The organism is Cupriavidus oxalaticus, assembly GCF_004768545.1.
GTDB lineage: Bacteria > Pseudomonadota > Gammaproteobacteria > Burkholderiales > Burkholderiaceae > Cupriavidus > Cupriavidus oxalaticus_A.
In genome coordinates this window covers 626,506-649,085 of the sequence record NZ_CP038635.1, presented here as the reverse complement: position 1 = coordinate 649,085, position 22,580 = coordinate 626,506, and the positions used below count along the sequence as shown (strand labels likewise).

At 68.6% G+C, this 22,580-nt stretch carries 18 protein-coding genes; 5 read left to right on the top strand and 13 right to left on the bottom strand.

The genetic code is table 11. The features are described from left to right. Positions 1 to 3 precede the first annotated feature (3 nt). The 3 genes from fdhF to E0W60_RS13795 are packed head-to-tail and all read right to left on the bottom strand — an operon-like array spanning position 4 to position 5,051. A complete protein-coding gene (fdhF, locus tag E0W60_RS13805) occupies positions 4 to 2,895 on the bottom strand; it encodes a formate dehydrogenase subunit alpha (RefSeq protein WP_135704628.1) in 2,892 nt (963 codons plus the stop codon). 42 nt (positions 2,896 to 2,937) lie between these two features. Continuing rightward, positions 2,938 to 4,539, bottom strand: coding sequence for a formate dehydrogenase beta subunit (locus tag E0W60_RS13800; RefSeq protein ID WP_135704626.1), 1,602 nt, complete (start codon positions 4,537 to 4,539; stop codon positions 2,938 to 2,940). After that, positions 4,536 to 5,051, bottom strand: a complete 516-nt coding sequence (locus tag E0W60_RS13795; RefSeq protein ID WP_135704625.1) for a formate dehydrogenase subunit gamma — start codon at positions 5,049 to 5,051, stop codon at positions 4,536 to 4,538. Before E0W60_RS13795 ends, E0W60_RS13800 begins: the two co-directional genes overlap by 4 nt. 159 nt (positions 5,052 to 5,210) lie before the next feature. Here E0W60_RS13795 and E0W60_RS13790 point away from each other — a divergent pair, with 159 nt between their 5' ends. Beyond that, positions 5,211 to 6,305, top strand: coding sequence for a substrate-binding domain-containing protein (locus E0W60_RS13790; RefSeq protein ID WP_135704623.1), 1,095 nt, complete (start codon positions 5,211 to 5,213; stop codon positions 6,303 to 6,305). On the opposite strand, the gene fdxA is transcribed toward E0W60_RS13790, so the two are convergent. The 3 genes from fdxA to E0W60_RS13775 all read right to left on the bottom strand — a co-directional run bounded on the left by fdxA (position 6,302) and on the right by E0W60_RS13775 (position 8,022). Next, complete coding sequence (gene fdxA, locus E0W60_RS13785) at positions 6,302 to 6,631, bottom strand: ferredoxin FdxA (RefSeq protein ID WP_135704621.1); 330 nt, start codon at positions 6,629 to 6,631, stop codon at positions 6,302 to 6,304. The two genes, E0W60_RS13790 and fdxA, sit on opposite strands and share 4 nt — an antisense overlap. Before the next feature lie 230 nt (positions 6,632 to 6,861). Next, positions 6,862 to 7,329 carry a hemerythrin domain-containing protein gene (locus E0W60_RS13780; protein WP_133093872.1) on the bottom strand — a complete coding sequence of 156 codons (468 nt, stop codon included), beginning with the start codon at positions 7,327 to 7,329 and terminating at the stop codon, positions 6,862 to 6,864. A gap of 435 nt (positions 7,330 to 7,764) precedes the next feature. Continuing rightward, entirely contained in the window at positions 7,765 to 8,022 is a 258-nt protein-coding gene (locus E0W60_RS13775; RefSeq protein WP_135704619.1) for a hypothetical protein, read from the bottom strand. 337 nt (positions 8,023 to 8,359) lie between these two features. Between E0W60_RS13775 and E0W60_RS13770 the strand changes: the two genes are divergently transcribed. The 4 genes from E0W60_RS13770 (at position 8,360) to E0W60_RS13755 (ending at position 14,926) form a co-directional block, all read left to right on the top strand. After that, positions 8,360 to 9,010, top strand: coding sequence for a recombinase family protein (locus tag E0W60_RS13770; RefSeq protein ID WP_135704617.1), 651 nt, complete (start codon positions 8,360 to 8,362; stop codon positions 9,008 to 9,010). A 60-nt stretch (positions 9,011 to 9,070) separates the two neighbouring features. Further along, positions 9,071 to 10,039: a chemotaxis protein CheB gene (locus tag E0W60_RS13765; RefSeq protein WP_135704616.1), complete on the top strand. Its 969-nt coding sequence runs from the start codon at positions 9,071 to 9,073 to the stop codon at positions 10,037 to 10,039. Positions 10,040 to 10,078: 39 nt separating this feature from the next. Further along, entirely contained in the window at positions 10,079 to 14,164 is a 4,086-nt protein-coding gene (locus E0W60_RS13760) for a CheR family methyltransferase (RefSeq protein ID WP_135704614.1), read from the top strand. 264 nt (positions 14,165 to 14,428) lie between these two features. Beyond that, complete coding sequence (locus E0W60_RS13755) at positions 14,429 to 14,926, top strand: hypothetical protein (RefSeq protein ID WP_135704612.1); 498 nt, start codon at positions 14,429 to 14,431, stop codon at positions 14,924 to 14,926. 20 nt (positions 14,927 to 14,946) lie between these two features. Here E0W60_RS13755 and E0W60_RS13750 read toward each other — a convergent pair whose 3' ends face one another. From E0W60_RS13750 to E0W60_RS13720, 7 genes are read right to left on the bottom strand one after another with little or no spacing between them, the layout of a single operon-like run. Continuing rightward, entirely contained in the window at positions 14,947 to 15,894 is a 948-nt protein-coding gene (locus E0W60_RS13750; RefSeq protein WP_135704610.1) for a glycosyltransferase, read from the bottom strand. Next, positions 15,887 to 16,984: a glycosyltransferase family 9 protein gene (locus tag E0W60_RS13745; RefSeq protein ID WP_135706214.1), complete on the bottom strand. Its 1,098-nt coding sequence runs from the start codon at positions 16,982 to 16,984 to the stop codon at positions 15,887 to 15,889. The genes E0W60_RS13750 and E0W60_RS13745 overlap by 8 nt, the downstream gene beginning before the upstream one ends. A 35-nt stretch (positions 16,985 to 17,019) precedes the next feature. Beyond that, a complete protein-coding gene (locus E0W60_RS13740) occupies positions 17,020 to 18,006 on the bottom strand; it encodes a glycosyltransferase family 2 protein (RefSeq protein ID WP_135704609.1) in 987 nt (328 codons plus the stop codon). Beyond that, positions 17,993 to 19,762, bottom strand: a complete 1,770-nt coding sequence (locus E0W60_RS13735; protein ID WP_135704608.1) for a carbamoyltransferase family protein — start codon at positions 19,760 to 19,762, stop codon at positions 17,993 to 17,995. The genes E0W60_RS13740 and E0W60_RS13735 overlap by 14 nt, the downstream gene beginning before the upstream one ends. Next, positions 19,743 to 21,029: a glycosyltransferase family 9 protein gene (locus E0W60_RS13730; protein ID WP_135704606.1), complete on the bottom strand. Its 1,287-nt coding sequence runs from the start codon at positions 21,027 to 21,029 to the stop codon at positions 19,743 to 19,745. The genes E0W60_RS13735 and E0W60_RS13730 overlap by 20 nt, the downstream gene beginning before the upstream one ends. Beyond that, positions 21,026 to 21,655, bottom strand: a complete 630-nt coding sequence (locus E0W60_RS13725; protein WP_135704604.1) for a D-glycero-alpha-D-manno-heptose-1,7-bisphosphate 7-phosphatase — start codon at positions 21,653 to 21,655, stop codon at positions 21,026 to 21,028. Before E0W60_RS13725 ends, E0W60_RS13730 begins: the two co-directional genes overlap by 4 nt. Then, a complete protein-coding gene (locus tag E0W60_RS13720) occupies positions 21,652 to 22,425 on the bottom strand; it encodes an SDR family oxidoreductase (RefSeq protein WP_135704602.1) in 774 nt (257 codons plus the stop codon). The genes E0W60_RS13725 and E0W60_RS13720 overlap by 4 nt, the downstream gene beginning before the upstream one ends. Between the last annotated feature and the right edge of the window lie 155 nt (positions 22,426 to 22,580).

Below are 22,580 nucleotides of genomic sequence, written 5' to 3'. Positions count from 1 at the left end.
CGCTTAGTTCGCCGCCTGCGCCGCGGTTTGTGCCGGATCCGCGCTGGCGGCTTCCAGCAACTGCAGCTGCTGCGTGTTGAAGTCCTGGTACTGCTGCTGCCACGCCGACGGTTGCGCCACCGGCATCACCTGCACCGCGGTGACCTTGTATTCCGGGCAGTTGGTGGCCCAGTCCGAGTTGTCGGTGGTGATCACGTTGGCGCCGGATTCCGGGAAGTGGAAGGTGGTGTAGACCACGCCCGGCTGCATGCGCTCGCTGACGATGGCCCGCAGCACCGTATCGCCCGCGCGGCTCTGCACGCCGACCCAGTCGCCGTCCTTGATGCCGCGCTCTTCCGCGTCGTGCGGATGGATTTCCAGCCGGTCCTCGGCGTGCCAGTAGACGTTGTCGGTGCGCCGCGTCTGCGCGCCCACGTTGTACTGCGACAGGATGCGCCCGGTGGTCAGGATCAGCGGGAAGGCGCGCGTGATCTTCTCGGTGGTCGGCACGTACTTGGTGATGATGAACTTGCCCTTGCCGCGCACGAAGGCGTCGATGTGCATGGTCGGCGTGCCTTCCGGCGCGTCGGCGTTGCACGGCCACTGGATGCTGCCCAGCTCGTCGAGCCGCTTGTAGCTGACGCCGGAGAACGTCGGCGTCAGGCGCGCGATCTCGTCCATGATCTGCGACGGGTGGGTGTAGTCCATCGGGTAGCCGAGCGCGTTGGCCAGCAGGATGGTGGCTTCCCAGTCGGCGTAGCCGGCCTTGGGCGGCATCACCTTGCGCACGCGCGAGATGCGGCGTTCGGCATTGGTGAAGGTGCCGTCCTTCTCCAGGAACGACGAACCCGGCAGGAACACGTGCGCGTACTTGGCGGTCTCGTTCAGGAAGATGTCCTGCACCACGATGCATTCCATCGACGAGAGCGCCGCGGACACGTGCTGCGTGTTCGGATCCGACTGGACGATGTCCTCGCCCTGGCAGTAAAGGCCCTTGAAGCTGCCACCAAGCGCGGCCTCGAACATGTTGGGAATGCGCAGGCCCGGCTCGGGGCTGATCTCGACATTCCACGCGGCCTCGAACATGCCGCGCACGGTCGAGTCCGACACGTGGCGATAGCCAGGCAGCTCATGCGGGAACGAGCCGATATCGCACGAGCCCTGCACGTTGTTCTGCCCGCGCAGCGGATTCACGCCCACGCCCTCGCGGCCGATATTGCCGGTGGCCATGGCCAGGTTGGCGATGCCCATCACGGTGGTGGAACCCTGCGCATGCTCGGTGACGCCCAGGCCGTAATAGATCGCGGCGTTGCCGCCGGTGGCATACAGGCGCGCGGCAGCGCGCAGCTGGTCGGCTGGAATGCCGGTGACGGATTCCATCGCCTCGGGCGAGTTCTCCGGCAGCGCGACAAAGTCGCGCCATTGCCCGAAGGCACGATCCTCGCAGCGTTCGGCGATAAAGGCTTCGTTGAGCAGGCCTTCGGTGACGATCACGTGGGCCAGCGACGTCACCAGCGCGACGTTGGTTCCCGGACGCAGCTGCAGGTGGAAATCAGCGCGGATATGCGGCGAGTCGACCAGGTCGATCCGGCGCGGGTCGACCACGATCAGCTTGGCGCCGGCACGCAGGCGCTTCTTCATGCGCGACGCAAACACCGGGTGGCCGTCGGTCGGGTTGGCGCCGATCACCATGATCACGTCGGCCTTCTCCACCGACTTGAAGGTCTGCGTGCCCGCCGATTCGCCCAGCGTCTGCTTCAGGCCATAGCCGGTGGGCGAATGGCACACGCGCGCGCAGGTGTCGACGTTGTTGTTGCCGAAGGCGGCGCGCACCAGCTTCTGCACCAGGTAGCCCTCTTCGTTGGTGCAGCGCGACGATACGATGCCGCCGATCGAATCCTTGCCGTGCTGCGCCTGGATGCGCTTGAACTCGGAAGCCGCGTAGCCGATCGCCTCTTCCCACGACACTTCGCGCCACGGGTCGGTGATCTTCGCGCGGATCATCGGCTTGAGGATGCGGTCCTTGTGCGTGGCGTAGCCCCAGGCAAAGCGGCCCTTGACGCAGGCGTGGCCTTCGTTGGCCTTGCCGTCCTTGTACGGCACCATGCGCACGACCTCGTTGCCCTTCATCTCCGCCTTGAACGAGCAGCCCACGCCGCAGTAGGCGCAGGTGGTGACGGTGCTGTGCGAGGCCTGGCCCAGCTTGATGACCGAGGTCTCGGTCAGCGTCGCGGTCGGGCACGCCTGCACGCAGGCGCCGCACGAGACGCAGTCCGAGTCCATGAACGACTGGCTGGTGCCGGGCGACACGCGCGAGTCAAACCCGCGGCCGCTGATGGTCAGCGCGAAGGTGCCTTGCGTTTCCTCGCAAGCGCGCACGCAGCGGTTGCAGACGATGCACTTGGACGCGTCGTAGGTGAAGTACGGGTTGGACTCGTCCTTCTTCAAAGCCGTGTGCGTGGCAATCGGCTTCGCCTCGGGGCCGCCGTCGTTGTAGCGCACCTCGCGCAGGCCCACCACGCCGGCCATGTCCTGCAGCTCGCAGTTGCCGTTGGTCGGGCAGGTCAGGCAGTCGAGCGGGTGGTCCGAGATATACAGCTCCATCACGCCGCGGCGCAGGTCGGCGAGCTTGTCGCTCTGCGTCTTCACCTTCATGCCGGCTTCCACCGGCGTGGTGCACGAGGCCGGGTAGCCGCGGCGCCCCTCGATCTCGACCAGGCACAGGCGGCACGAGCCGAAGGCCTTGAGGCTGTCGGTCGCGCACAGCTTGGGCACGGCGATCTCGGCTTCCATCGCGGCGCGCATCACCGACGTGCCGGCGGGCACGGTGACGCTGACGCCGTCGACTTCAAGGGTGACCATCTCGGTCGATTCGGTGGCGGGGGTACCGAAGTCGATTACATCGCGGCAGTCCATCTTTGTCTCCCGTGTTCTGTTCTGGCGTCAGACTGTGTCGGCTTATGCAGCCTTGGCCGCCGTCGTGGTCCGATTGGGGGCGAGGCCGAAGTCCTCGGGGAATTCATTCAGTGCGGACAGCACCGGGTACGGCGTCATGCCGCCCATGGCGCAGAGCGAGCCGTAAAGCATGGTGTCGCACAGGTCGCGCACCAGTTGCACGTGCCGGATGACGCTTTCCTGCGGTTGCTCGCCGGCGATGATGCGGTCCATCACCTCGACGCCGCGGGTCGAGCCGATCCGGCACGGCGTGCACTTGCCGCAGGATTCGATCGCGCAGAACTCCATCGCGTAGCGCGCCTGCTTTGCCATGTCGACGGTTTCGTCGAACACCACGATGCCGCCGTGGCCGACCACGCCGCCGAACGCGGCATAGGCCTCGTAGTCCAGCGGCACGTCGAAGCGCGTCTCCGGCAGGTAGGCGCCCAGCGGCCCGCCCACTTGCACCGCGCGGATGGCGCGGCCGCTGCGGGTGCCGCCGCCGTAGTCAACCAGCAGTTCGCGCAGCGTGACGCCGAACGCCTTTTCCACCAGCCCGCCTTGCTTGATATTGCCGGCCAGCTGGAACGGCAGCGTGCCGCGCGAACGGCCCATGCCGTAGTCGCGGTAGTACTGCGCGCCGCGCGCCAGGATCACCGGCACGGTGGCCAGCGAGATTACGTTGTTGATCACGGTGGGCTTGCCGAACAAGCCCTCCAGCGCCGGCAGCGGCGGCTTGGCGCGCACCACGCCGCGCTTGCCTTCCAGGCTTTCCAGCAGCGCGGTTTCCTCGCCGCAGACATAGGCGCCGGCGCCCTTGCGCACTTCGAGGTGGAAGCGCTTGCCGCTGCCGCGCAGATCGTCTCCCAGCCAGCCGGCCGCGTTGGCGATGGCAATCGCGCTTTCCAGCACGGCGATGGCGTGGGGGTATTCGGAACGGCAGTAGATGTAGCCCTGCTCGGCGCCCACCGCGAGGCCGGCGATGGTCATGCCTTCGATCAGCATGAAGGGGTCGTCTTCCATCACCATGCGGTCGGAGAACGTGCCCGAGTCGCCTTCGTCGGCATTGCAGACGATGTATTTGATGGCCGACTGCGCGCCCAGCACCGTCTTCCACTTGATGCCGGTCGGGAAGGCGGCGCCGCCGCGGCCGCGCAGGCCGGAATCGGTGACCTCCTGCACGATCTCGGCGGGCGCCATCGACAACGCGCGCTCCAGGCCGGCAAAGCCTTCGTGCGCGCGGTAGTCGTCCAGCGACAGCGGGTCGGTGATGCCGACGCGGGCGAAGGTCAGGCGCTCCTGCTTCTTCAGGAACGGGATCTCTTCGGTCAGGCCGTGCGCCAGCGCATGCGCGCCGCCCTGCAGCAGGCCCGCGTCGAACAGCGCCGGCACGTCTGCCGCGCTGACCGGGCCATAGGCCACGCGCCCCGCTTCGGTCTGCACCTCGACCAGCGGCTCCAGCCAGAACATGCCGCGCGAGCCGTTGCGGACGATTCGCACGGCTTCGCCGCGGCGGGCCGCCTCGCGTTCGATCGCGCGGGCGACTTCATCGGCGCCGAGCGCCAGCGCGGTGGAATCGCGCGGCACGAAGATGGTGTTGACGGTGGGATTGACAGCGGCGCTCATGCCTGGACCTCCGCGGTTTCGTTGGCGGCCTGCGCTTCGCGCAGCGACCGCACCAGCGCATCGAAGCGCTTCGCATCGACATAGCCGTGCAGCCGCTCGCCGACCATCACGGCCGGGCCGCACGCGCACTGGCCCAGGCAGTACACCGGCTCCAGCGTGACCGCGCCGTCGGCGGTGGTTTCATGGAAGTCGCAGCCAAGCGCCCGCCTGGCATGCTCGGCCAGCGCCTCGGCGCCGACCGCCTGGCACGCTTCGGCGCGGCACACCTGGATCACGTGGCGGCCGGCCGGCTGCTGGCGAAAGTGGTGGTAGAAGGTAATGACGCCATGCACCTCGGCGCGCGACAGGTTCAGCGCGCGGGCGATTACCGGGACAGCGGCGTCCGGTATATGGCCCTGCGTGTCCTGGATCTCGTGCAGGATCGGCAGCAATGCGCCCGGCATGTCTTGCCGCGCGGCCACGATGGCGTCAATCGTGGCCGCGCAGGCCTGGGCGTTGGGAGTATCTGGCATGGCGTCTCCTGTGGGGTCGCTTGGGGGCTCGCAGCATGGCCGCCAGGATCCCTCTATATGCTATTTTTTTCCTATTTACGGGCCTCCATCCCTGCCGTTGGGCCCGTGGATGCAATATATGAGAGTGACAACGGTCCATCAATAAGCTATTTTTTTCATATGCTTCGCATCTCGATCCTCCCCCACCTGCAAATCCGCGACGACGGCACCCCCGGCACCGAGGCCCTCGACGTGTCGCGGCTGGTCGCCCTGCTAAGCCATGTCGGGGAATCGGGCAGCATCAGTCACTCCGCGCAGGCGGTGTCGCTGTCTTACCGCTACGCCTGGGGCATCCTGCGCGATGCCGAGGCCCTGTTCGGCGGCCCGCTGATCGACAAGACCCGCGGGCGCGGCAGCGCCCTGACCCCGCTGGCGCAGCAACTGGTGTGGGCCAGCAAGCGCATCGGCGCGCGGCTGTCGCCGACGCTGGACAGCCTGGCCTCCGAGCTGGAAATCGAACTGAAGAAGCTGATGGAGCAGTCCGAGGCGGCGGTGCGGCTGCATGCCAGCCACGGCTTCGCGGTGGCGGCACTGCGCGACTTCCTCGACGAGCAGCACGTGCGGCACGACCTGAAGTACTGCGGCAGCGTCGAGGCGGTGGCGGCACTGGCCGAGGGCGCATGCGATATCGCCGGTTTCCATGTGCCGGTGGGCGAGTTCGAGCACGGCATGTGGCGCCACTTCACCACCTGGCTCAAGCCCGACACGCACTGCCTGGTGCACCTGGCGGTGCGCAGCCAGGGACTGTTCGTGCGGCCGGGCAACCCCCTCGGGATCCGCACGCTGGAAGACCTGACCCGGCGCGAGGTGCGCTTCGTCAACCGGCAGGTGGGCTCGGGCACGCGGCTGCTGCTCGACCTGATGCTGGCCGCGCGCAACATCGACCCGGCACGGATCGAGGGCTACAGCAACGGCGAGTTCACCCACGCCGCAGTGGCGGCGTACATCGGCAGCGGCATGGCGGATGTGGGCTTCGGCGTGGAAACCGCGGCGCGGCGCTTCGGGCTGGAATTCGAGCCGGTGATCAAGGAGCGCTACTTCTTCGCCATCGAGAAATCGATGCTGCGCAGCGCAGCGCTGTCGGGCGCGGTCGGCGCGCTGACCAGCGAGGCGTTCCGCCAGCGCGTCAATGCGCTGCCGGGCTATGACGGCGCGCTGACCGGCAGCGTGCTGACGCTGGACGAAGCGTTTCCCGACTACGCCGGCACGCGCTAGCGCACCAGCAGCCCCAGGCGGTCAGGATGGTCCGCCCATTGCTCGTGGCCGGCGATCGGGCCCTTGGCCTGCAGCAGCGGCGGCCAGTCGGGCCGGCGCGACAGTTCGGCGTTCAGGGCGATGAAATGGCGCTTGTCGTCGGGCAGGTCATGCTCGGAATAGATCGCGCCCACGGGGCACATCGGCACGCACATCGAGCAGTCGATGCACTGGTCGGGATCGATGGCGAGGAAGTTGGGCCCTTCATGGAAGCAGGTCATCGGGCAGACTTCGACGCAATCGGTATGGCGGCACTGGATGCAGGTATCCGTCACGACAAAGGTCATGGGCAGGACAGTACGGCGGTACGGCTGTGAAGACCGCGCCATATTAGCCGCGTGCCGGCCGCGACGGGACGCGCTGCCTTGTGCGACTCTTTCAAATCGACTGATGTCCGCCCCTTTCGGGTCTGCTCCGGAGCGAGCATTGACGGGACCGGTGGGAGTCGTCTGGCGGTTAACGAACGCGAGCGGTGGCAGTTCACCAGCCACCGCTCGCGACCGGCGCGGGAAGCCGATCAGGCGGTTTCCTGCATCAGTTCTTCCTTGCGCGCCGCCAGGGCCCGTGCCACGTCGCGCAGGTTGATTTTCTCCCTGATCACGTTCTTGAACAGTTCGCCTTCCTCCTCCTCGATATGGTGGGCGACATACTCCGAGAGCACCGTGAAGCTGGCTACGAGCATATCGCCGGCCGGGTCTTGCTCGATCGCCGCGATCAGGTCCTTGGCGACCTGGTGCTCGACCTGGGCTTCGTCCAGCATGTCGTCGATGTCATCGCTGGCGCCGCGCAGCGCCGGGTAGAAAATCTCTTCCTCGATGGTGGCATGCACGGTCAGCTGGTGACAGGCTTCGAGCGCGATCGATTCCTTTTCATCGCGGTCCTCGGTGTCCTTGAACGCCTTGAACAGCTTCTTGACCGCGCGATGATCGTCCATCAAGGCGCCGAGGGCCTCGGCCTGGTCTGCGGGGATCTTCGACTTGTCCACGATTACCTCCTGGGAGCTTGAGGGGGAAGCCGGTCGCACCCGGCTTTGCCCCCCGTCAGCAGGTTCTGTGCCCAGCCAGCGCACCGCCGGGCCGTGGCAAGGGCGGGCACGGACCCGGCACGCGTGCGCGGCAAACATTGCAATTCCTGCGCGAAAGGGTTGTTATTCGTGCCCGCCAAGGCGCGCGCCGCCGCGGCCGGGCTAAAGCGCGTGGCGCCAGGTGCGCGCAGGTGCCGACGGCGCTGCACGCGCAGGACAGGAAGACCGGAAACACTGGAACGCCGGATGGCGCGGGCGTTGGCCGCCAAGGCGCGGCCGACGCTCGAGGCACTGCCTTCGAGCTGGCCGGGATCATGACGCCAGAGGTATCGCCCTGGCTTGCGGATCAGGCTCGCGGATCAGGCTTGCTGACGATGTGTATCACCCTGGCCACGGCTACGTTCTCGCCGCGGCAGGCTTGCGCGCGCCGGCACGCACGTCGGTGTAGCCACGCACTCGCATGTCGACCCAGACCTTGCCCCAGGCTATGCCTTCGGCAATGGCACGCTCGCGCGTCGGGTGGCAGCCCAGCGGCCCGGAGCTGTTCACCGGCGCACCGTCGTGCTCGACCAGACCGGACGCTTCAAACAGCCCGTTGGCGCCCGCGTGTGCCGTGCCGTGAACGAGATAGCCGAAATAATGCTGCGCTGTCATCGCCAACTCCTTGCCGCGGAGATACCGCTGGTCATCGCGATTGCCGTCGGTGTGGGCGCAGGGCACGCCGGGCACCAAGGCATCCGGCGCAGGCCCAGCTCGCACTTATTGAACATCCTAGCCGAGGCGGGCATGTCACAGAGGGCCCAATTTAGGTACGTAAAACTTGCTTTACGTACATGTGAAGAATGCACACATCAGCACGTTAACCGTCACTATCTTGCCGCCCCCGCTGCTGGGACGAGTTTTGCTAATCAGAAGAAACAGGTCGCCTGCCGGATGCCGGGAGGGACGCCCGCCGCGCGACCGCAGACGAAAACCAGAACGAGGAATCCTCATGACGTCTACCTTCATCTACTCGAACCGCGCCCGTGACCTCGAAACGATGGAAGACGAATTGCGCATAGCCGACCGGGCCGGCTATACCGTCGACCTGCGCCGCGCCTTCTGGGAGTGCGAGCCGGCCTCGGTGCCCGCGGCCGAACGGCCGCGGCTGCTGTCGCTGCTGCAACGGGTGCGGGCCGGCGATACGCTGGTGACGATGCAGCTGAGCTGCCTGGGCTGGAGCGTGCAGGAAGTGCTGGGCACGATCCGCAGGTTCCGCCTGCTCGGGGTGGCGCTGCATTGCGTGCAGCTCAGCCGCGCCAACCTGGCCAGCGCCGCGCCGCCGGAGGCAGTCATGGTGCTGCGCGCAGTGGCCGCGCTGGAGGGCAGCACGCGCAGCGCGCGCGTGCGCGACAGCCTGGCGGCGGCCAAGGCCATGGGCCGTGCGGTCGGCCGCCCGCCCAAGCACAAGCCCGACGAGCGCGATGCCATCCTGCGCTCGCTGGCGGACGGCCAGTCGGTCAGCGAAACCGCGCGGCGCTTCAACACCTCGCGCCAGACCGTGCTGCGGATACGCGCCGCGGCGCCGGCCATCGTGCAGCCATCCGACACCGGCGCCGCTGCCGCGCCCGAAGCGCCGGCAGAGGTATCCACCGCGGAATAGACCAGCAGCCTGCCGATCCCCCTTGCTGCGGGCAGCGGCCTGAAACCAACCCGAGATCCCATGAAGCGCGACACCATAGTCCTGGGCACCTCTACCGGCGGCGTCGACGCGCTGCGGGAAATCGCCGCCGGATTGCCGCCGGACCTGGATGCGGCCGTACTGGCCGTGCTGCACATCGGCGCCAACCAGAGCATGCTGCCCGACATGCTGGCCAGCGCCGGGCCGCTGCCGGCCCGCCATGCCCGCGATGGCGAACCGCTGCGGCCCGGGGCGATCTATGTGGCGCCGCCCGACCAACACCTGATGATCGTCGACGAGCATGCGCAACTGGTGCGCGGGCCCAAGGAGAACTTCGCGCGGCCGGCGATCGACCCGCTGTTCCGCAGCGCGGCCGTGGCGCGCGGCAACCGTGTAGTGGCGGCACTGCTCACCGGCCAGCTCGACGACGGCGCGGCCGGCCTGCGCGAGGTGCGCCAGTGCGGAGGCGTGACCATCGTGCAGGATCCCGACAGCGCTTTCGCCGCCGACATGCCGCGCAACGCCATCCGCGCCTCGCCGCCCGACTACGTGCTGCCGCTGGCGGCGATCGCGCCCAAGCTGGTAGAACTGACCGGCTCCGCGGCAGGTCCGCCCGCCGACCCGCCCGAATCGCTGCGCATCGAGCACGGCGTAGCGCTGGGCCCCTCCTCGATCGAGGCCGTGGAAAAGATTGCGCTCCCGTCGGCGCTGACGTGCCCGGAATGCGGCGGCACCCTATGGCAAGTGCGCGACAGCATGCCGCCGCGCTTCCGCTGCCACACCGGCCATGCCTTCGGCATTTCAACACTGCGCCACGCCGCCAATGGCGCACTCGAACACACCCTCTTCGAGGCCTTGCGCGCGCTGCACGAACAGCGCGAGCTTTACACGCAGATTGCGGCGTATCATACGCAAGTCGGCGAAACTGGCGAATCACGCCGGTATACCGAGGCAGCGGGCCGCGCTGCAGCGTCCGCGAAGCGCATCGAAGGCTGGCTTCGCGAGGGATAGCGCCGCATCCGGCCGGCGCACTAACTTATCCACGCAGCGATGGCCAAGAATCGTGAACGCCCCCTGCCCAGCCAGCTCGCCTTTCCCGTAGTCGGGATGGGCGCGTCGGCCGGGGGTATTGAAGCCCTGATCCAGGTGTTCGATGGACTGCCCGCCAGCACCGGCGCAGCCTTTGTCCTGGTCGTCCATCTCTCTCCCGACCACGCCAGCAACCTGGCGCCCGTGCTGCAGGCACGCACCACCATGCCGGTACGGCAGGTCACCGACACCACGCGCATCGAAGCCAACCACGTCTACGTGATTGCGCCCAACCATAGCCTGACCATGATCGACGGCTACCTGCGCGTGGGCCCGCAGGAACGCCGCGACGTCCGCAGCGCGGCCATCGACCTGTTCTTCCGCTCGCTGGCCGATGCCCATCGCCAGCGCGCCGTGTGCGTGGTGTTATCCGGCGCCGGCTCCGACGGCTCGGTCGGCCTGACCCGCATCAAGGAGCTGGGCGGCATCGCCATCGCCCAGGAGCCGGAGGAAGCCGAATACTCGAGCATGCCGCGCTCAGCCATCAGCACCGGCCTGGTCGACTTTGTGATGCCGGCCAACGAGATCCCGCAGCGCCTGCTCGACCTGTGGAATACCGCCAGCCATATCCAGCTGCCCAAGCCGCCCGAGGACGAGGACGCGCCCGAGCCCGCGCCGCAATCGGAAAGCAACGAGCGCGCGCTGCGCGAGGTGATGGTGATCCTGCGCACCCGCACCTCGCATGATTTCCGCCACTACAAGCGCGCCACGGTGCTGCGCCGCATCGAGCGCCGGCTGCAGGTCAATGGCCTGACGAACCTGCAGCAATACCGCGACTACCTGCACCTGCATCCGGAAGAAACGGCACCGCTGCTTCAGGACATGCTGATCAGCGTGACCAACTTCTTCCGCGACAAGGAAGCGTTCGACGTGCTGCGCGCCGACGTGCTGCCGCGCCTGTTCCAGGACCGTCCCGACAGCGACTCGATCCGCGTGTGGGCGCCTGGCTGCGCCACCGGCGAAGAAGCGTATTCGCTGGCCATGCTGCTGCAGGAAGCTTCGTCGCAGACACCCTACCAGCTGCCCTTCCAGGTCTTTGCCACCGATATCGACGAGCGCGCCGTGGCGATCGCGCGCAACGGGCTGTACCCGGAACCGATCATCGCCGACGTCGAGCCGGCGCGGGTACGGCAGTTCTTCACCAAGGACGGCACGCACTACCGCGTGCGCAAGGAACTGCGCGAGCGCGTGCTCTTCGCACTGCACAACGTGCTCAGCGATCCGCCGTTCTCGCGGCTGGACCTGATCTGCTGCCGTAACCTGCTGATCTACCTGGACCGCGACGCGCAGGCCGAGATCCTGCGCACCTTCCATTTCGCGCTGCGCCCGGGCGGCTACCTGTTCCTGGGCAGCTCCGAAGCCGCCGACAGCGTCAGCAACCTGTTTTCGGTGGTCGACAAGAAGGCCCGCGTCTACCGCGCCAACGTCGCGGTGCGCGCCGAAACTCCGTTGCCGCTGTCGGCCGGCATGCTCAATGCGCGCTCGCCGGTGGCGGTGCTGCAGCCGTCCGGCAAGCGCAAGTTCTCCTTCGGCGACCTCCACCAGCGGCTGATCGAGCAGCACGCGCCGCCGAGCGTGCTGGTCAGCCGCGATTCCGAGATCGTGCACCTGTCGGACCGCGCCGGGCGCTTCCTGCAGTACGCCGGAGGCATGCCGTCGCACAACATCATCGGCGCGGTGCGCCAGGAACTGCGGCTGGAACTGCGTACCGCGATCTACCAGGCGCTGCAGAGCAATCACAGCGTCGAGGCCAGGCGCGTGCAGCTCGAACGCGACGGCAGGCATTTCTTCGTCAACATGACCGCGCGCCCGGTACACGACGCCGAAGCCAATGGCGACTTCGTGCTGGTGCTGTTCGACGAGGTCGAGGACAGCATGAGCGCAGCGCCGCGCGGCCAGGCCCCCGACGAGCGCGACCCGATGATCGCGCAGCTCGAACGCGAACTGCATCGCACCAGGGAACAGCTGCAGGCCACCATCGAGCAGTCCGAGACCTCGACCGAGGAGCTGAAGGCCTCCAACGAAGAACTACAGGCGATCAACGAGGAACTGCGCTCGACCACGGAGGAGCTGGAGACCAGCAAGGAAGAACTGCAGTCGATCAACGAAGAGCTGACCACCGTCAACGCCGAGCTCAAGTCCAAGGTCGAGGAAACCGGCAAGATCAACGACGACCTGCAGAACCTGATCATGGCCAACGATATCGGCACGGTCTTCGTCGATCGCAACCTGTGCATCAAGCGCTACACCCCGCGTGCCACCGACGTCTTCAGCATCATCCCGTCGGACATCGGCCGGTCGCTGCTCGATATCACCCACCGGCTCGACTACGACAAGCTTGCCGACGATGCCGGCGAAGCCTTCGACTCCCTGCGCCTGATCGAGCGCGAAGTCAAGAGCAACGACGGCCGCTGGTACCTGGCGCGCTTCCTGCCGTACCGCACCACCGAGGACCGCATCGAGGGCGCGGTGCTGTCGTTCATCGACATCACGTCGCGCCGCGCCGCCGAAGAGCGCTTGAGCGAAGGCGAGAAGCGCATGAATATCGTGGCGGAAAGCACCCGCGACTACGCCATCATCACCTACGACGACGAAGGCCACGTCACCAGCTGGAACACCGGCGCGGAACGCATCTTCGGCTATACCGAGGCGGAGATGCTCGGACAGGAGGCGGAAGCCCTGTACACGCCCGAAGACCGCGCCGCCCGCGTCGCACAGGAAGAAATGGCGCAGGCGCGCCTGTACGGCCGCGTTGAAGAAGACCGCTGGCACCAGCGCAAGGACGGCAGCCGCTTCCGCGCCAGCGGCGTGCTGTCGCGCCTGGACAAGGGCGGTTTCAGCGGCTTTGCCAAGATCATGCGCAATCTCGACGAAGTGGCGCTGACGCGGCTGGCCACGCGCACGGGGCGCCAGGTGGGCAACGAATCCGCCGACGCGCGTGCCGAGCGCGTGCGCGACGAGTTCCTGGCGGTGGTGTCGCACGAACTGAAGCATCCGCTCAACCTGATCAGCGCCAGCGCCGAGCTGATCAGCCGTTCGCCCGAAGCGCGCGGCAACCCGGTGATCCAGCGCGCCGCCGGCACCATCCGGCGCACCGTGATCGGCCAGGCGCACATCATCGACGACCTGCTCGACATGTCGCGCCTGCGCACCGGCAAGCTGTCGATCGCGCGCGCGCCGGTCGACTGGGGCGAAGTGGTCGACCGCGTCTGCCGCGCCATCGAGGAAGAGGCCGGGCGCAAGGACATCGCGCTGGAGCGCAGCTTACCGGCCCGCCCGCTGATGATCGACGCCGACCTGACCCGGGTCGAGCAAGTGGTCTGGAACCTGGTCAGCAATGCGCTCAAATACACCAGCGCCGGCGGCAAGATCACGGTCTCGCTATCCAGAGCGGGCGGCGACGGCGTGCTGGAGGTGCGCGACACCGGCGTTGGCATCGACGCGCAGAACCTGCCGCATATCTTTGACATGTTCCGCCAGGGCACTGCGCCGAGCGCGCGGCAGGGCGGCCTAGGCATTGGCCTGTCGCTGGTACGCGAACTGGTAACCATGCAGAACGGCACGGTGCGCGCGAATTCCGACGGGATCGGCAAGGGCTCGGTGTTCACGGTAACGCTGCCGCTGCGCCAAGAAATCGCTACCGACACCGCGCCGGCGCCGGCGCCCTCGCTGCCGCTGAATGGCACCGAGATCCTGCTGGTCGACGACGATTCCGGCACGGTCGAGACGTTCAAGCTGCTGCTCGAAATGGAAGGCGCCAGCGTGTCGGTCGCCACCAGCGGGCAGGAGGCACTGGACCGTCTCGGCGAGCATTGCCCCGACCTGCTGCTGTCCGACATCGGCATGCCCGGCATGTCGGGACTGGATTTCATTCGCGCCATCCGCCGCCAGCCGCACCTTCACAAGCTGACCGCGATTGCATTGAGCGGCTATGGCCGGCCGGACGATATCCGCGAGTCGATGCAGGCAGGCTTCGACGCCCACCTGACCAAGCCGGTCTCGCTGGAGGCCTTGCTGAACGCCATCCGGGAATTGCGCGTTGCCTGAAGCACCGCGGCGTACGTTTTGCGTGTGTTTTTTTTGCGTTTCGCCGGGTGCGCCAACGAACGTAGCGCCGGATTTACGCGCAACGTTGCAATAATCCCTGCAGGCCAGGCGCCGCCCTCACCGGCGCCCCGCCTGCCGTCACGATTGCGCGTTGGAACGCTCCTTGCAGCGCTACCAGTGAGCGCGCAAGCGCAACAGACTCCGGCACCGCGGCCCGACTTCATGCTTCGCATAAGTGGCAGACGCGGGCGCCGCCCCACCGCCATGACCTTCTTCCTGCATCACGACGCGCCTGCGGAGACCGAGTCCGCGACTGGCGTCACTTCCGCGCAATCCCCCGGCTTACAGCCCCACGCCAGACGCCCCGCGCGGCCCACAATATTCCTCGAAGCCCTGCTGGCGACGCGCCTGGAACTGCTGAGCCGCGACCGCGTGTGGCCCGCGCATACCATGGCGCAACGAGAGCGGGTTCTATTGACGCTCTGGGCGCAACGGCCCGAAGACCTTTTCGAGCAGCATGGCACCGCCGACAGCATCGAGCATTGCTTGCACGAGGCGTTTGCCAGCGCCGAAGCGGGCTCGAAAGTGCAGGCCGCGATGGCGTTGAAACGCGCGTACTACCTGGTTTGCTGCACGGTCTCGGCCAGTACATCGGTGCGCGGAGGCGCAAGCGCGGCGCCGGACGGCGATGGCAATGGCAATGGCAATGGCAATGGCAATGGCAGCGCCAACGGCAGTGGCCGTACCCACGACAAGCGCTGAACGGATGCGCTGCCTCCGGCTTATCCCGCCACCGTACGCAGGGCCTCGTCCCATTCCGCAACGAAGCGCCCGATGCCGAAGCGCTCGCGCGCCAGCCGGCAGCCACGCTCGCCCCATGCGCGCGCCAGCTCCGGATCGTCGAGCAGCTCGCGCATCACGCTGACCAGCACGTCCAGGCGCGTGTCGACGTAGCCGTTGCTGCCGCTCTGGATCACCGTGGCGAGTTCCGCGGTCGCCAGCCCCACCACCGGTACGCCCAGCGTCATGGCCTCCACCACGGCCAGCCCCAGGCTGGTATAGCGGATCGGATTGAAGAAGAAGCGGTAGCGCGCGACAAAGGCGGCCAGTTGCGGATTGGGTATTTCACCGAGCCCTCCCGCCTGCTGCGCCGCCATGCCGACCAGGTCCAGCGGCACCAGCTCCCGCACCTGCGCAAACACGTCCGCGCCCAGCCGGCGGCCCCGGCTCTGCAGGTTGTTGACGACGCTGATGCCGCGCGCCAGCTCGCCGCTGTATTGCACCTGGCTGTCGACGATCACGCCGTGCTCGATCACGCGCCACGGCGTCACGCCGCTGTCCCACATCAGCGCATTGAACGGTGTCACATGGACCAGCAGCACCGATGCATCCTGGACCGGATGCAGCGTATTGGTGGGATGTTCCTGCGGCGGGTCGTGCTCGAGGTAGATTGCCGGCAGCGCGCGCTGCGCGTCGCTCAGCAGTTCCACGCGATCGCGCAGGTAATGGTGCCGGTGCTGGTACAGCACGCAGTCGAACCGCCCTTGCGGCACTCTCTGGTACGGCACCTCGCGCACGTTGTTGCCCCATGCCAGCGCGCCGCCGGCGCCGGCATAGCCGGGCGTGCCGTCGTCGCGCGTCACCAGGTACAGGTCGTGCGGAATCTGCGACAGGTAGTACAGGTAGTTGCCATGGACGTGCCAGGTCAGGATGCGCAGGCGCCTAGGCATGGTCATACTCCCGCGCCGCCAGTTCCAGCGCGGTATCGACCACGCGCTTTACGCTGATGCCGGCGGCGCACGGGTGGCCGGCGACCGGGCATTGCTGGTGCATGCAGGGACGGCACGGCGGATGCTCGGCCAGCACGCGGTGCAGCGAGGCATCGAGCGGCGCCCAGCGCGCGCTGTCGCTGCCGCAGGACACCACCACGCTGGGCGTATCCATGGCCGCGGCGATATGCGAGGCGCCGGTGTCGTTGCACAGCAGCAGGCGCGCATGGCCGATCAGCGCGGCCAGCGTGCCCAGCGAAGTCTGTCCGCACAGGTTGACCACCGGCTTGCCGATGCGCCGCGCGAGCTGATCGATAAGCGCCGCTTCGTCGCGGCTGCCGGTCAGTACCACCTTCCAGTGGCGGCGCAGCGCCCTGCCGGCTTCGGCGAAGCGCTCCAGCGGCCAGCGCCGCGACAGCATGCGCGCGCCGGCGTGGATGCAGACATAGCCGGCCGGGCCGAGCCCATGCTCTTCGGCCAGCAGGCGCCAGCTGGCATGATCGAGCGGGCGCAGCGGGAACTCCAGGTGGGGATCGGCGGCGGGATAGCCCAGCGCCTGCATCAGTGACAGCAGCCGCACGACTTCATTGCCTTGCGGCCACGGTAGCAGCATGCCTTCGCGCGTGCTGCGCACGCCCGTGGTATGGGCAGCGTCATGGTCGGCTGCGTCGGGGCAGAATCCTGCCGTGCGGCGCGCACCCAGTCGCCGCACCACCGCATTGCTGAGCGAGCCGCTGCCATGCAGTTGGATCGCCAGGTCGAAGCGCGCCGCGCGCGCGGCCGCGTAGAACGGTGCGGCGGCCGCCTCGGCGTAGGACTGCTCCGGCATGCCGGGCGCACCCGGGAAGACCATCAGCGCATCCACCAGCGCGCCGAAGCGCGAGACGAACTCCTGCGCCCACGGCAGCCCGATCAGCGTGATGTGCGCATCGGGCTCGCCTTCGCGCAGCGCACGCAGCGCCGGCACCGCGCACAGCATGTCGCCCAGCTGTAGCGCGCGGAACACCGCGATGCGGCGCGCCGGCGCATGCGGCTTGCGCCGCGCGGGCATCAGCGGCAGGTTCAAAGGGGAAATGGTTGCGCTTGTCATAGGAACACCACCCGGAATGCCAGTGCGCCGCGCAGGCGCCAGAACAGCGACAGCGGCGGGATCAATACGGAAGTGAGCGCCATCTCGGCCACATGCGCGGGCGTCAGCGCCGCGCCGCGCAGCCGGCGCAGGCAGAACGACACCGTCAGCGCCAGCCACAGCAGGCCGGCGCCGGCGGCAACACGCGGCGCCCCGGCCAGCAACGCCACCGGCGCGGCCAGCAGCGCCAGCACCGCCACGTAGTAATGCCACGGCGGCGTGCGGCGGATGCGCTGCCGGTACAGGCGCGGATGCTTCTTGTACAGCAGCGCGTCGTAATACACCTTGGCCTGCGCGGCGATACTGCTGCCCCATGCCGCCGGCCGCACCGGATGCACGACGACCGCGCGCGGCGCGCGGCCGACCGGGCAGACCTCGTTCATCAGCCGGAACTGCAGGTCCGAGTCCTCGCGCCACGCGCGCGTGAAGCGTTCGTCGAAGCCGCCGATGCGCCGCAGCGCTTCACGCCGCACGAAGCAGTTGGCGGTAACGAACTCCGCCTGCGCCAGTCCGCCGGTATCGCGCTCATGATCGGTCGGCCGCGGCGGCAGCGGCACCTCGACGGCGCCGGCCACGGCGCAGCATTCGGGCTGGCGCGCCAGCGCCGCGCAGCCTTCGCGCAACCAGTGCGGATCCGGCACGGTATCGTCGTCGGTGAATGCGATCAGCGCGCTCGCAGCGCGGCGCCAGCCGGCATTGCGCGCCCCGGACGGACCCTGTGTGCCGGACACGGCCACGTAGCGCAGCGCATGCGCGGGATGCCGGGACGCCATCAGCGCCACCAGCCGTTCGATGCGCGCCTCGCAGCCGTCGTCGGCGACGATGATCTCGTACGACTGCGGCGGCAGCCGTTGCGCGCACAGCGCCTGCAGGCAGCGCGCCAGCAGCGCCGGGCGCCGCCAGGTGGGAACCACCACCGAGACCAGCGGCTCAGTCCTGTGCATGGGGTCCTCCCCGGTTGCCCGCCGCGGGCTTTTCCAGCAGGAACGAGCCGATCACCAGGGCATCCAGCGGCGAGGTCCAGAAGCACTCGACCGCATCGCGCGGCGTGCAGACGATGGGCTCGCCGCGCGTATTGAACGAGGTGTTGACCAGCACCGGCACGCCGGTGCGGCGCTCGAACGCGGCCAGCAGGTCGTAGTAGGCGGGATTCTGCTCGCGCCGCACCGTTTGCACGCGCGCGGTGCCGTCGACGTGGCAAACCGCCGGAATGCGCGGCGCCTGTTCCGGGCGCACGTCGTAGATGAACAGCATGAACGGCGCCTCGCCGCGGCCCGGCCTGGCCGCGGTGAACCAGTCGGCGGCGCGCTCCTGCATCACCACCGGCGCCACCGGGCGGAAGTCCTCGCGGTCCTTGATCTCGTTGAGCCGCTGCTGCATGCCGGCGTCGATCGGCGAGGCCAGGATCGAGCGCGCGCCCAGCGCGCGCGGGCCGAATTCCATGCGCCCCTGGAACCAGCCGATGATCTGGTTCTGCGCCAGCAGCTCGGCGGTCTGCGCGGCGATATCGTCAAGCCGGCGGTACGGCAGGTGCGCCCAGTCGAGGAACGCGGCGATCTCGTCGTCGGTATAGGCCGGGCCGAGGTAGGCGTGGTCCATCGACCACTGCCGCGCCGGCCGGCCGCGCTGCAGGAGGTCGACCCACAGCGCCGCGCCCAGCGCGGTGCCGGCATCGCCCGCGGCCGGCTGCACCCAGACTTCGTCAAAGGGGCTGCGGTCGCGCACGCGCGCGTTCATCACGCAGTTCAGCGCGACGCCGCCCGCCATCGACAGGTGGCGCTCGCCGGTCGCTTCGGCCAGCCACGTGGTCATGCCGACCACGGTTTCCTCCAGCACCTCCTGCAGCGAACGCGCGATATCGAGATGCCGGGGCCCGAACGCCTCGCCGCGCTGCCGCGGCGGTCCCAGCAGCGCCGTCAGGTCCGCTTGCGCCACGCGGTAACCGCCTTCTGCATCGCGGCTCACCATGCCGCGGAAGGCATCGAGGCAGGCCGGCTTGCCGTACGAGGCCAGCGCCATCACCTTGTACTCGTCCGACGAATGCAGGAAGCCGAGGTGCCTGGTCACCCGCTCGTACAGCAGTCCGAGCGAGTCGGGCAGGTCGATCTGCTTGATGCGGCGGTATTCCTTGCCGTCGAACACGCCGTAGCTGGTAGTGGCGCGCTCGCCGCGTCCGTCCATGGTCAGCACCGCGCAGCGCGTGAACGGCGCCGCGAGGAAGGCGCTGGCCTCGTGCGCCATGTGGTGCTCGACGAAATGCCAGCGGAACGGGCCGTCATGGGTAACGCCGCGGAAGCGCGCGGCCAGGTGGTGCGGCGCGCCGCTGGCCAGCTGGCGCGGCGCGTTGACCACGTACGTCAGGAACAGCGGGTCCCATGGCGATGCGTTGCCGGCGGGTGCGCCCTGCTTCGATGGCTCCAGCGGCAGCGTCACGGTGGCATCGTGCGTGCGCGCGCCCGGCATCAGCGCTGGGTCGAACGAGTAGGCCACGTGGTCGACGTCGCGCAGCGTGATGCCGGCTTCGGCCAGGCAATAGTCGATCGCGTGGAACGGCAGCTCCCACGCGGTGAACGGCACCGGGCGCTTGCCATGCTTGATGTGGGTGAAGCGCTCGTCTTCCGCGGCGGCGATCACCGCGCCGTCGTGCACGAGGCAGGCGGCGGAGTCATGGTACGCGGCGTTAATGCCAAGGGTGAACATGGGCAACCTCGTCGGGGCTCGGTGGATCGGCAGCCGGCACGGCCGGGGCGGCGCGTGCCGCGCCAAGGGCGGAAATGGCGGCGGGGACAAAGGGGGCAGCCGGGACAAAGCCCGCCGCCGGTTCGGTCAATGGAGCATCGGCGCCAGGCCACGGCAGCGGCTGCGCCGGCGGCGCGTCCGCATCGCCGGCAAGCAGCGCCAGCGCGGCCTGCACGGCGTGTGCGGCCGGCACGTCCTCCAGGCAGCGATGGTGGCCCTGCGGGCAGGTGCTCTTGTAGCAGTAGCGGCACGGCACGTCGGCGAACAAGGTGCGGTGCGGCACCTGCCACGGCGTGTGCTGCGGGTTGGTCAGCGCGTACAGGTCGACCACCGGCGTGCCAAGCGCGGCGGCAAGATGGACCGGACCAGTGTTGTTCGACACCAGCAGGTCGGCTGCCTCCAGCAGCGCGCCCATCTCGCCCAGCGTCAGCGCGCCCGCCAGCGGCACCACGCACGCATGGTGTGCAGCGGCGCAGACCGCCTGCACGGTTTCGCGCTCGCTGTCGGCGCCGGTCACCAGCACGTGCGCGCCGGCCTGCGTGGCGAGCGCGTGCGCGACCTCGGCAAAGCGCGCCGCAGGCCAGCGGCGCGAGGCCGCGCTGGCGCCCGGATGCACCACCACCAGCGGGCCGCTGCGGCCGCGGCGCCAGCCCGCGATGCGGGCGGCGAGCGCGGCACGGTCGGCCGCCAGCACGCGGAAGCGCAGCCGGGTATCGCGCGCGCTGGCGCCAACCTGAGCGACCAGGTCGAGCTGCCGCCGGGTCTCGTGGCGCGGGCGCTGGCCGGGCTGCATCGCAGGCTCGCGCTCGGGCACCCAGTCGGTCAGCAATGCATAGGGATTCTCGCGGCAGCAGGCGAGCCGCAGCGGGATGCCCGCCAGCGCGCACAGCATCGCGGCCGGCAACGGGCTCTGGCTGTAGACCGTGAAGATCACCGCGGCATCGAAGCGGTAGCGCGCCAGCCAGCGCGCGCAGCGCAGCATCGCAGGACCGGGCGCGACTGCCGCGGCTTCATCGTGGCGCGCCCACGGCGCATCCCACGCCAGCACGCGCCTGACCATCGGCAAATGCGGCGCGAGCGAGGCGGCGGCATTCGAGGTCAGCAGCGTCAGCCGGCGGCCGGGCATCGACTCGGCCAGCGCCTGCATCGCGGGCGTGCTCATCAGCACGTCGCCCATGTTGTCGAGCCGTACGCATAGTACCTGCCGCGCCGTCTGCCAGGTCGTCATGGCGCCACCGTTTGCATGGCGGGGACGGTGCCGCAGGCGCGCATGCGGGCGGCCACGATGCGCGCGGCAGCGTCGAGCGTGGGCACCACATAGTGCGCCTGGCGCGCTGGCGAAAGCTGCCACTCGATCTCGTTGCCGCAATCGACCAGCACGGTGCCGCAGCCGGCACGACGCCCGGCTTCGACATCGTTGAGGATGTCACCGACCATCCAGGACCGGCCCAGCGCGAAACGCAGCGCACTGGCGGCCTGCACCAGCAAGCCCGGCATCGGCTTGCGGCAAAGGCAGGCGCGCGTGTAGGCGGGGACCGTGCCCTGGGGGTGGTGCGGGCAGTAATAGAAGCCCGCGAGCGTGGCGCCGTGTTCGGCGAACATCGCCGCCAGCCGCTCGCGCACCGGCACGAGGTCGGCCTCGGCGTGATAGCCGTGCGCGACGCCCGGCTGGTTGGTCACCACCACCAGCGGCACGCCGAGGCTGCCCAGGTCGCGCAGAGCCGCCGCGGCGCCGCGCGCGAGCCGCATCCGGCCGGGATCGACGTTGTACGGCACGTCGTCGAGCAGCGTGCCGTCCTTGTCGAGCAGCACCGCGCCGGGCAATACGCACGCGTTTTGAACCGGGTCGCTCATGGCCAGGAGGTTTCCTTCATCGGCAGCACCATGACCTCGGGGATCACGGTCTCATCCGGCTGCGTCAGCACGAAGCGCACGGCGTTGGCCACGTTGGCGGGATCCTGCAGGTTGCCCTGGTCGATGTCGGGGAAACGGTCGAGCAGGAACGGCGTGCGCATGCCGCCGGCGACGATCGCCGATACCTTGATGCCATGCGGGCGCAGCTCCGCATGCAGCGCATGCGAGAAGCCGAGCAGCCCCCACTTGGTGGCGTGATAGGCCGACGCATTGGGCCAGGCGCGCTTGGATGCGGTCGACGCGATATTGACGATGTGCCCGCCGCCCTGCGCCTTCATCAGCGGCACGGCCGCATGCGACATCAGGTAGGGACCGTACAGATTGACCATCAGCACCTTGCGCCAGGTCTCGGCATCGACTTCCTCGACCGGCAGCGTGACGTCGATGGCCGCGTTGTTGACAATGCCGTCGAGCCGCTGCACCCGTTCGCGCACGGCATCGAAGGCGGCACGCACCGAACCCGGCTCCGCCACATCGAGTCGCAGCGGCCACGCCTGGCCGCCGGCTTCGGTCAAGGTCTCGGCGCTGTCGCGGGCCAGCTTGTCGTCGATATCGGCAACGATCACGCCCGCACCGGCCTGGACCAGCGTGCGGCACACGGCGGCCCCAAGGCCACGTCCGCCGCCGGTCACGAGGTAATGACGGTCCTGCAGCGGCAGCGCCGCCGCGGTGTTTGGATCGGGACGTTGCGAAGGTTGCGGAGTCTGCATGGTGAATCCTCGTGCAAAGGTGAGCGGTTGCCGCGGCGCTCATGGCGTCCGCAGATTCGGACAGCCGGAATCGGACAGCGGGTCGGACAGCCGGTCGGCCCGGCCGGGAATCACGCCGCAGCGAAATATGTGCCAAGCCCCGGCGCGAGCTTTCC

Coding starts and splice junctions, on each gene's coding strand:
- fdhF (WP_135704628.1), bottom strand. CDS start 2,895: ATGGACTGCCGCGATGTAATCGACTTCGGTACCCCCGCCACCGAATCG.
- E0W60_RS13800 (WP_135704626.1), bottom strand. CDS start 4,539: ATGAGCGCCGCTGTCAATCCCACCGTCAACACCATCTTCGTGCCGCGC.
- E0W60_RS13795 (WP_135704625.1), bottom strand. CDS start 5,051: ATGCCAGATACTCCCAACGCCCAGGCCTGCGCGGCCACGATTGACGCC.
- E0W60_RS13790 (WP_135704623.1), top strand. CDS start 5,211: ATGCTTCGCATCTCGATCCTCCCCCACCTGCAAATCCGCGACGACGGC.
- fdxA (WP_135704621.1), bottom strand. CDS start 6,631: ATGACCTTTGTCGTGACGGATACCTGCATCCAGTGCCGCCATACCGAT.
- E0W60_RS13775 (WP_135704619.1), bottom strand. CDS start 8,022: ATGACAGCGCAGCATTATTTCGGCTATCTCGTTCACGGCACGGCACAC.
- E0W60_RS13770 (WP_135704617.1), top strand. CDS start 8,360: ATGACGTCTACCTTCATCTACTCGAACCGCGCCCGTGACCTCGAAACG.
- E0W60_RS13765 (WP_135704616.1), top strand. CDS start 9,071: ATGAAGCGCGACACCATAGTCCTGGGCACCTCTACCGGCGGCGTCGAC.
- E0W60_RS13760 (WP_135704614.1), top strand. CDS start 10,079: ATGGCCAAGAATCGTGAACGCCCCCTGCCCAGCCAGCTCGCCTTTCCC.
- E0W60_RS13755 (WP_135704612.1), top strand. CDS start 14,429: ATGACCTTCTTCCTGCATCACGACGCGCCTGCGGAGACCGAGTCCGCG.
- E0W60_RS13750 (WP_135704610.1), bottom strand. CDS start 15,894: ATGCCTAGGCGCCTGCGCATCCTGACCTGGCACGTCCATGGCAACTAC.
- E0W60_RS13745 (WP_135706214.1), bottom strand. CDS start 16,984: ATGCCCGCGCGGCGCAAGCCGCATGCGCCGGCGCGCCGCATCGCGGTG.
- E0W60_RS13740 (WP_135704609.1), bottom strand. CDS start 18,006: ATGCACAGGACTGAGCCGCTGGTCTCGGTGGTGGTTCCCACCTGGCGG.
- E0W60_RS13735 (WP_135704608.1), bottom strand. CDS start 19,762: ATGTTCACCCTTGGCATTAACGCCGCGTACCATGACTCCGCCGCCTGC.
- E0W60_RS13730 (WP_135704606.1), bottom strand. CDS start 21,029: ATGACGACCTGGCAGACGGCGCGGCAGGTACTATGCGTACGGCTCGAC.
- E0W60_RS13725 (WP_135704604.1), bottom strand. CDS start 21,655: ATGAGCGACCCGGTTCAAAACGCGTGCGTATTGCCCGGCGCGGTGCTG.
- E0W60_RS13720 (WP_135704602.1), bottom strand. CDS start 22,425: ATGCAGACTCCGCAACCTTCGCAACGTCCCGATCCAAACACCGCGGCG.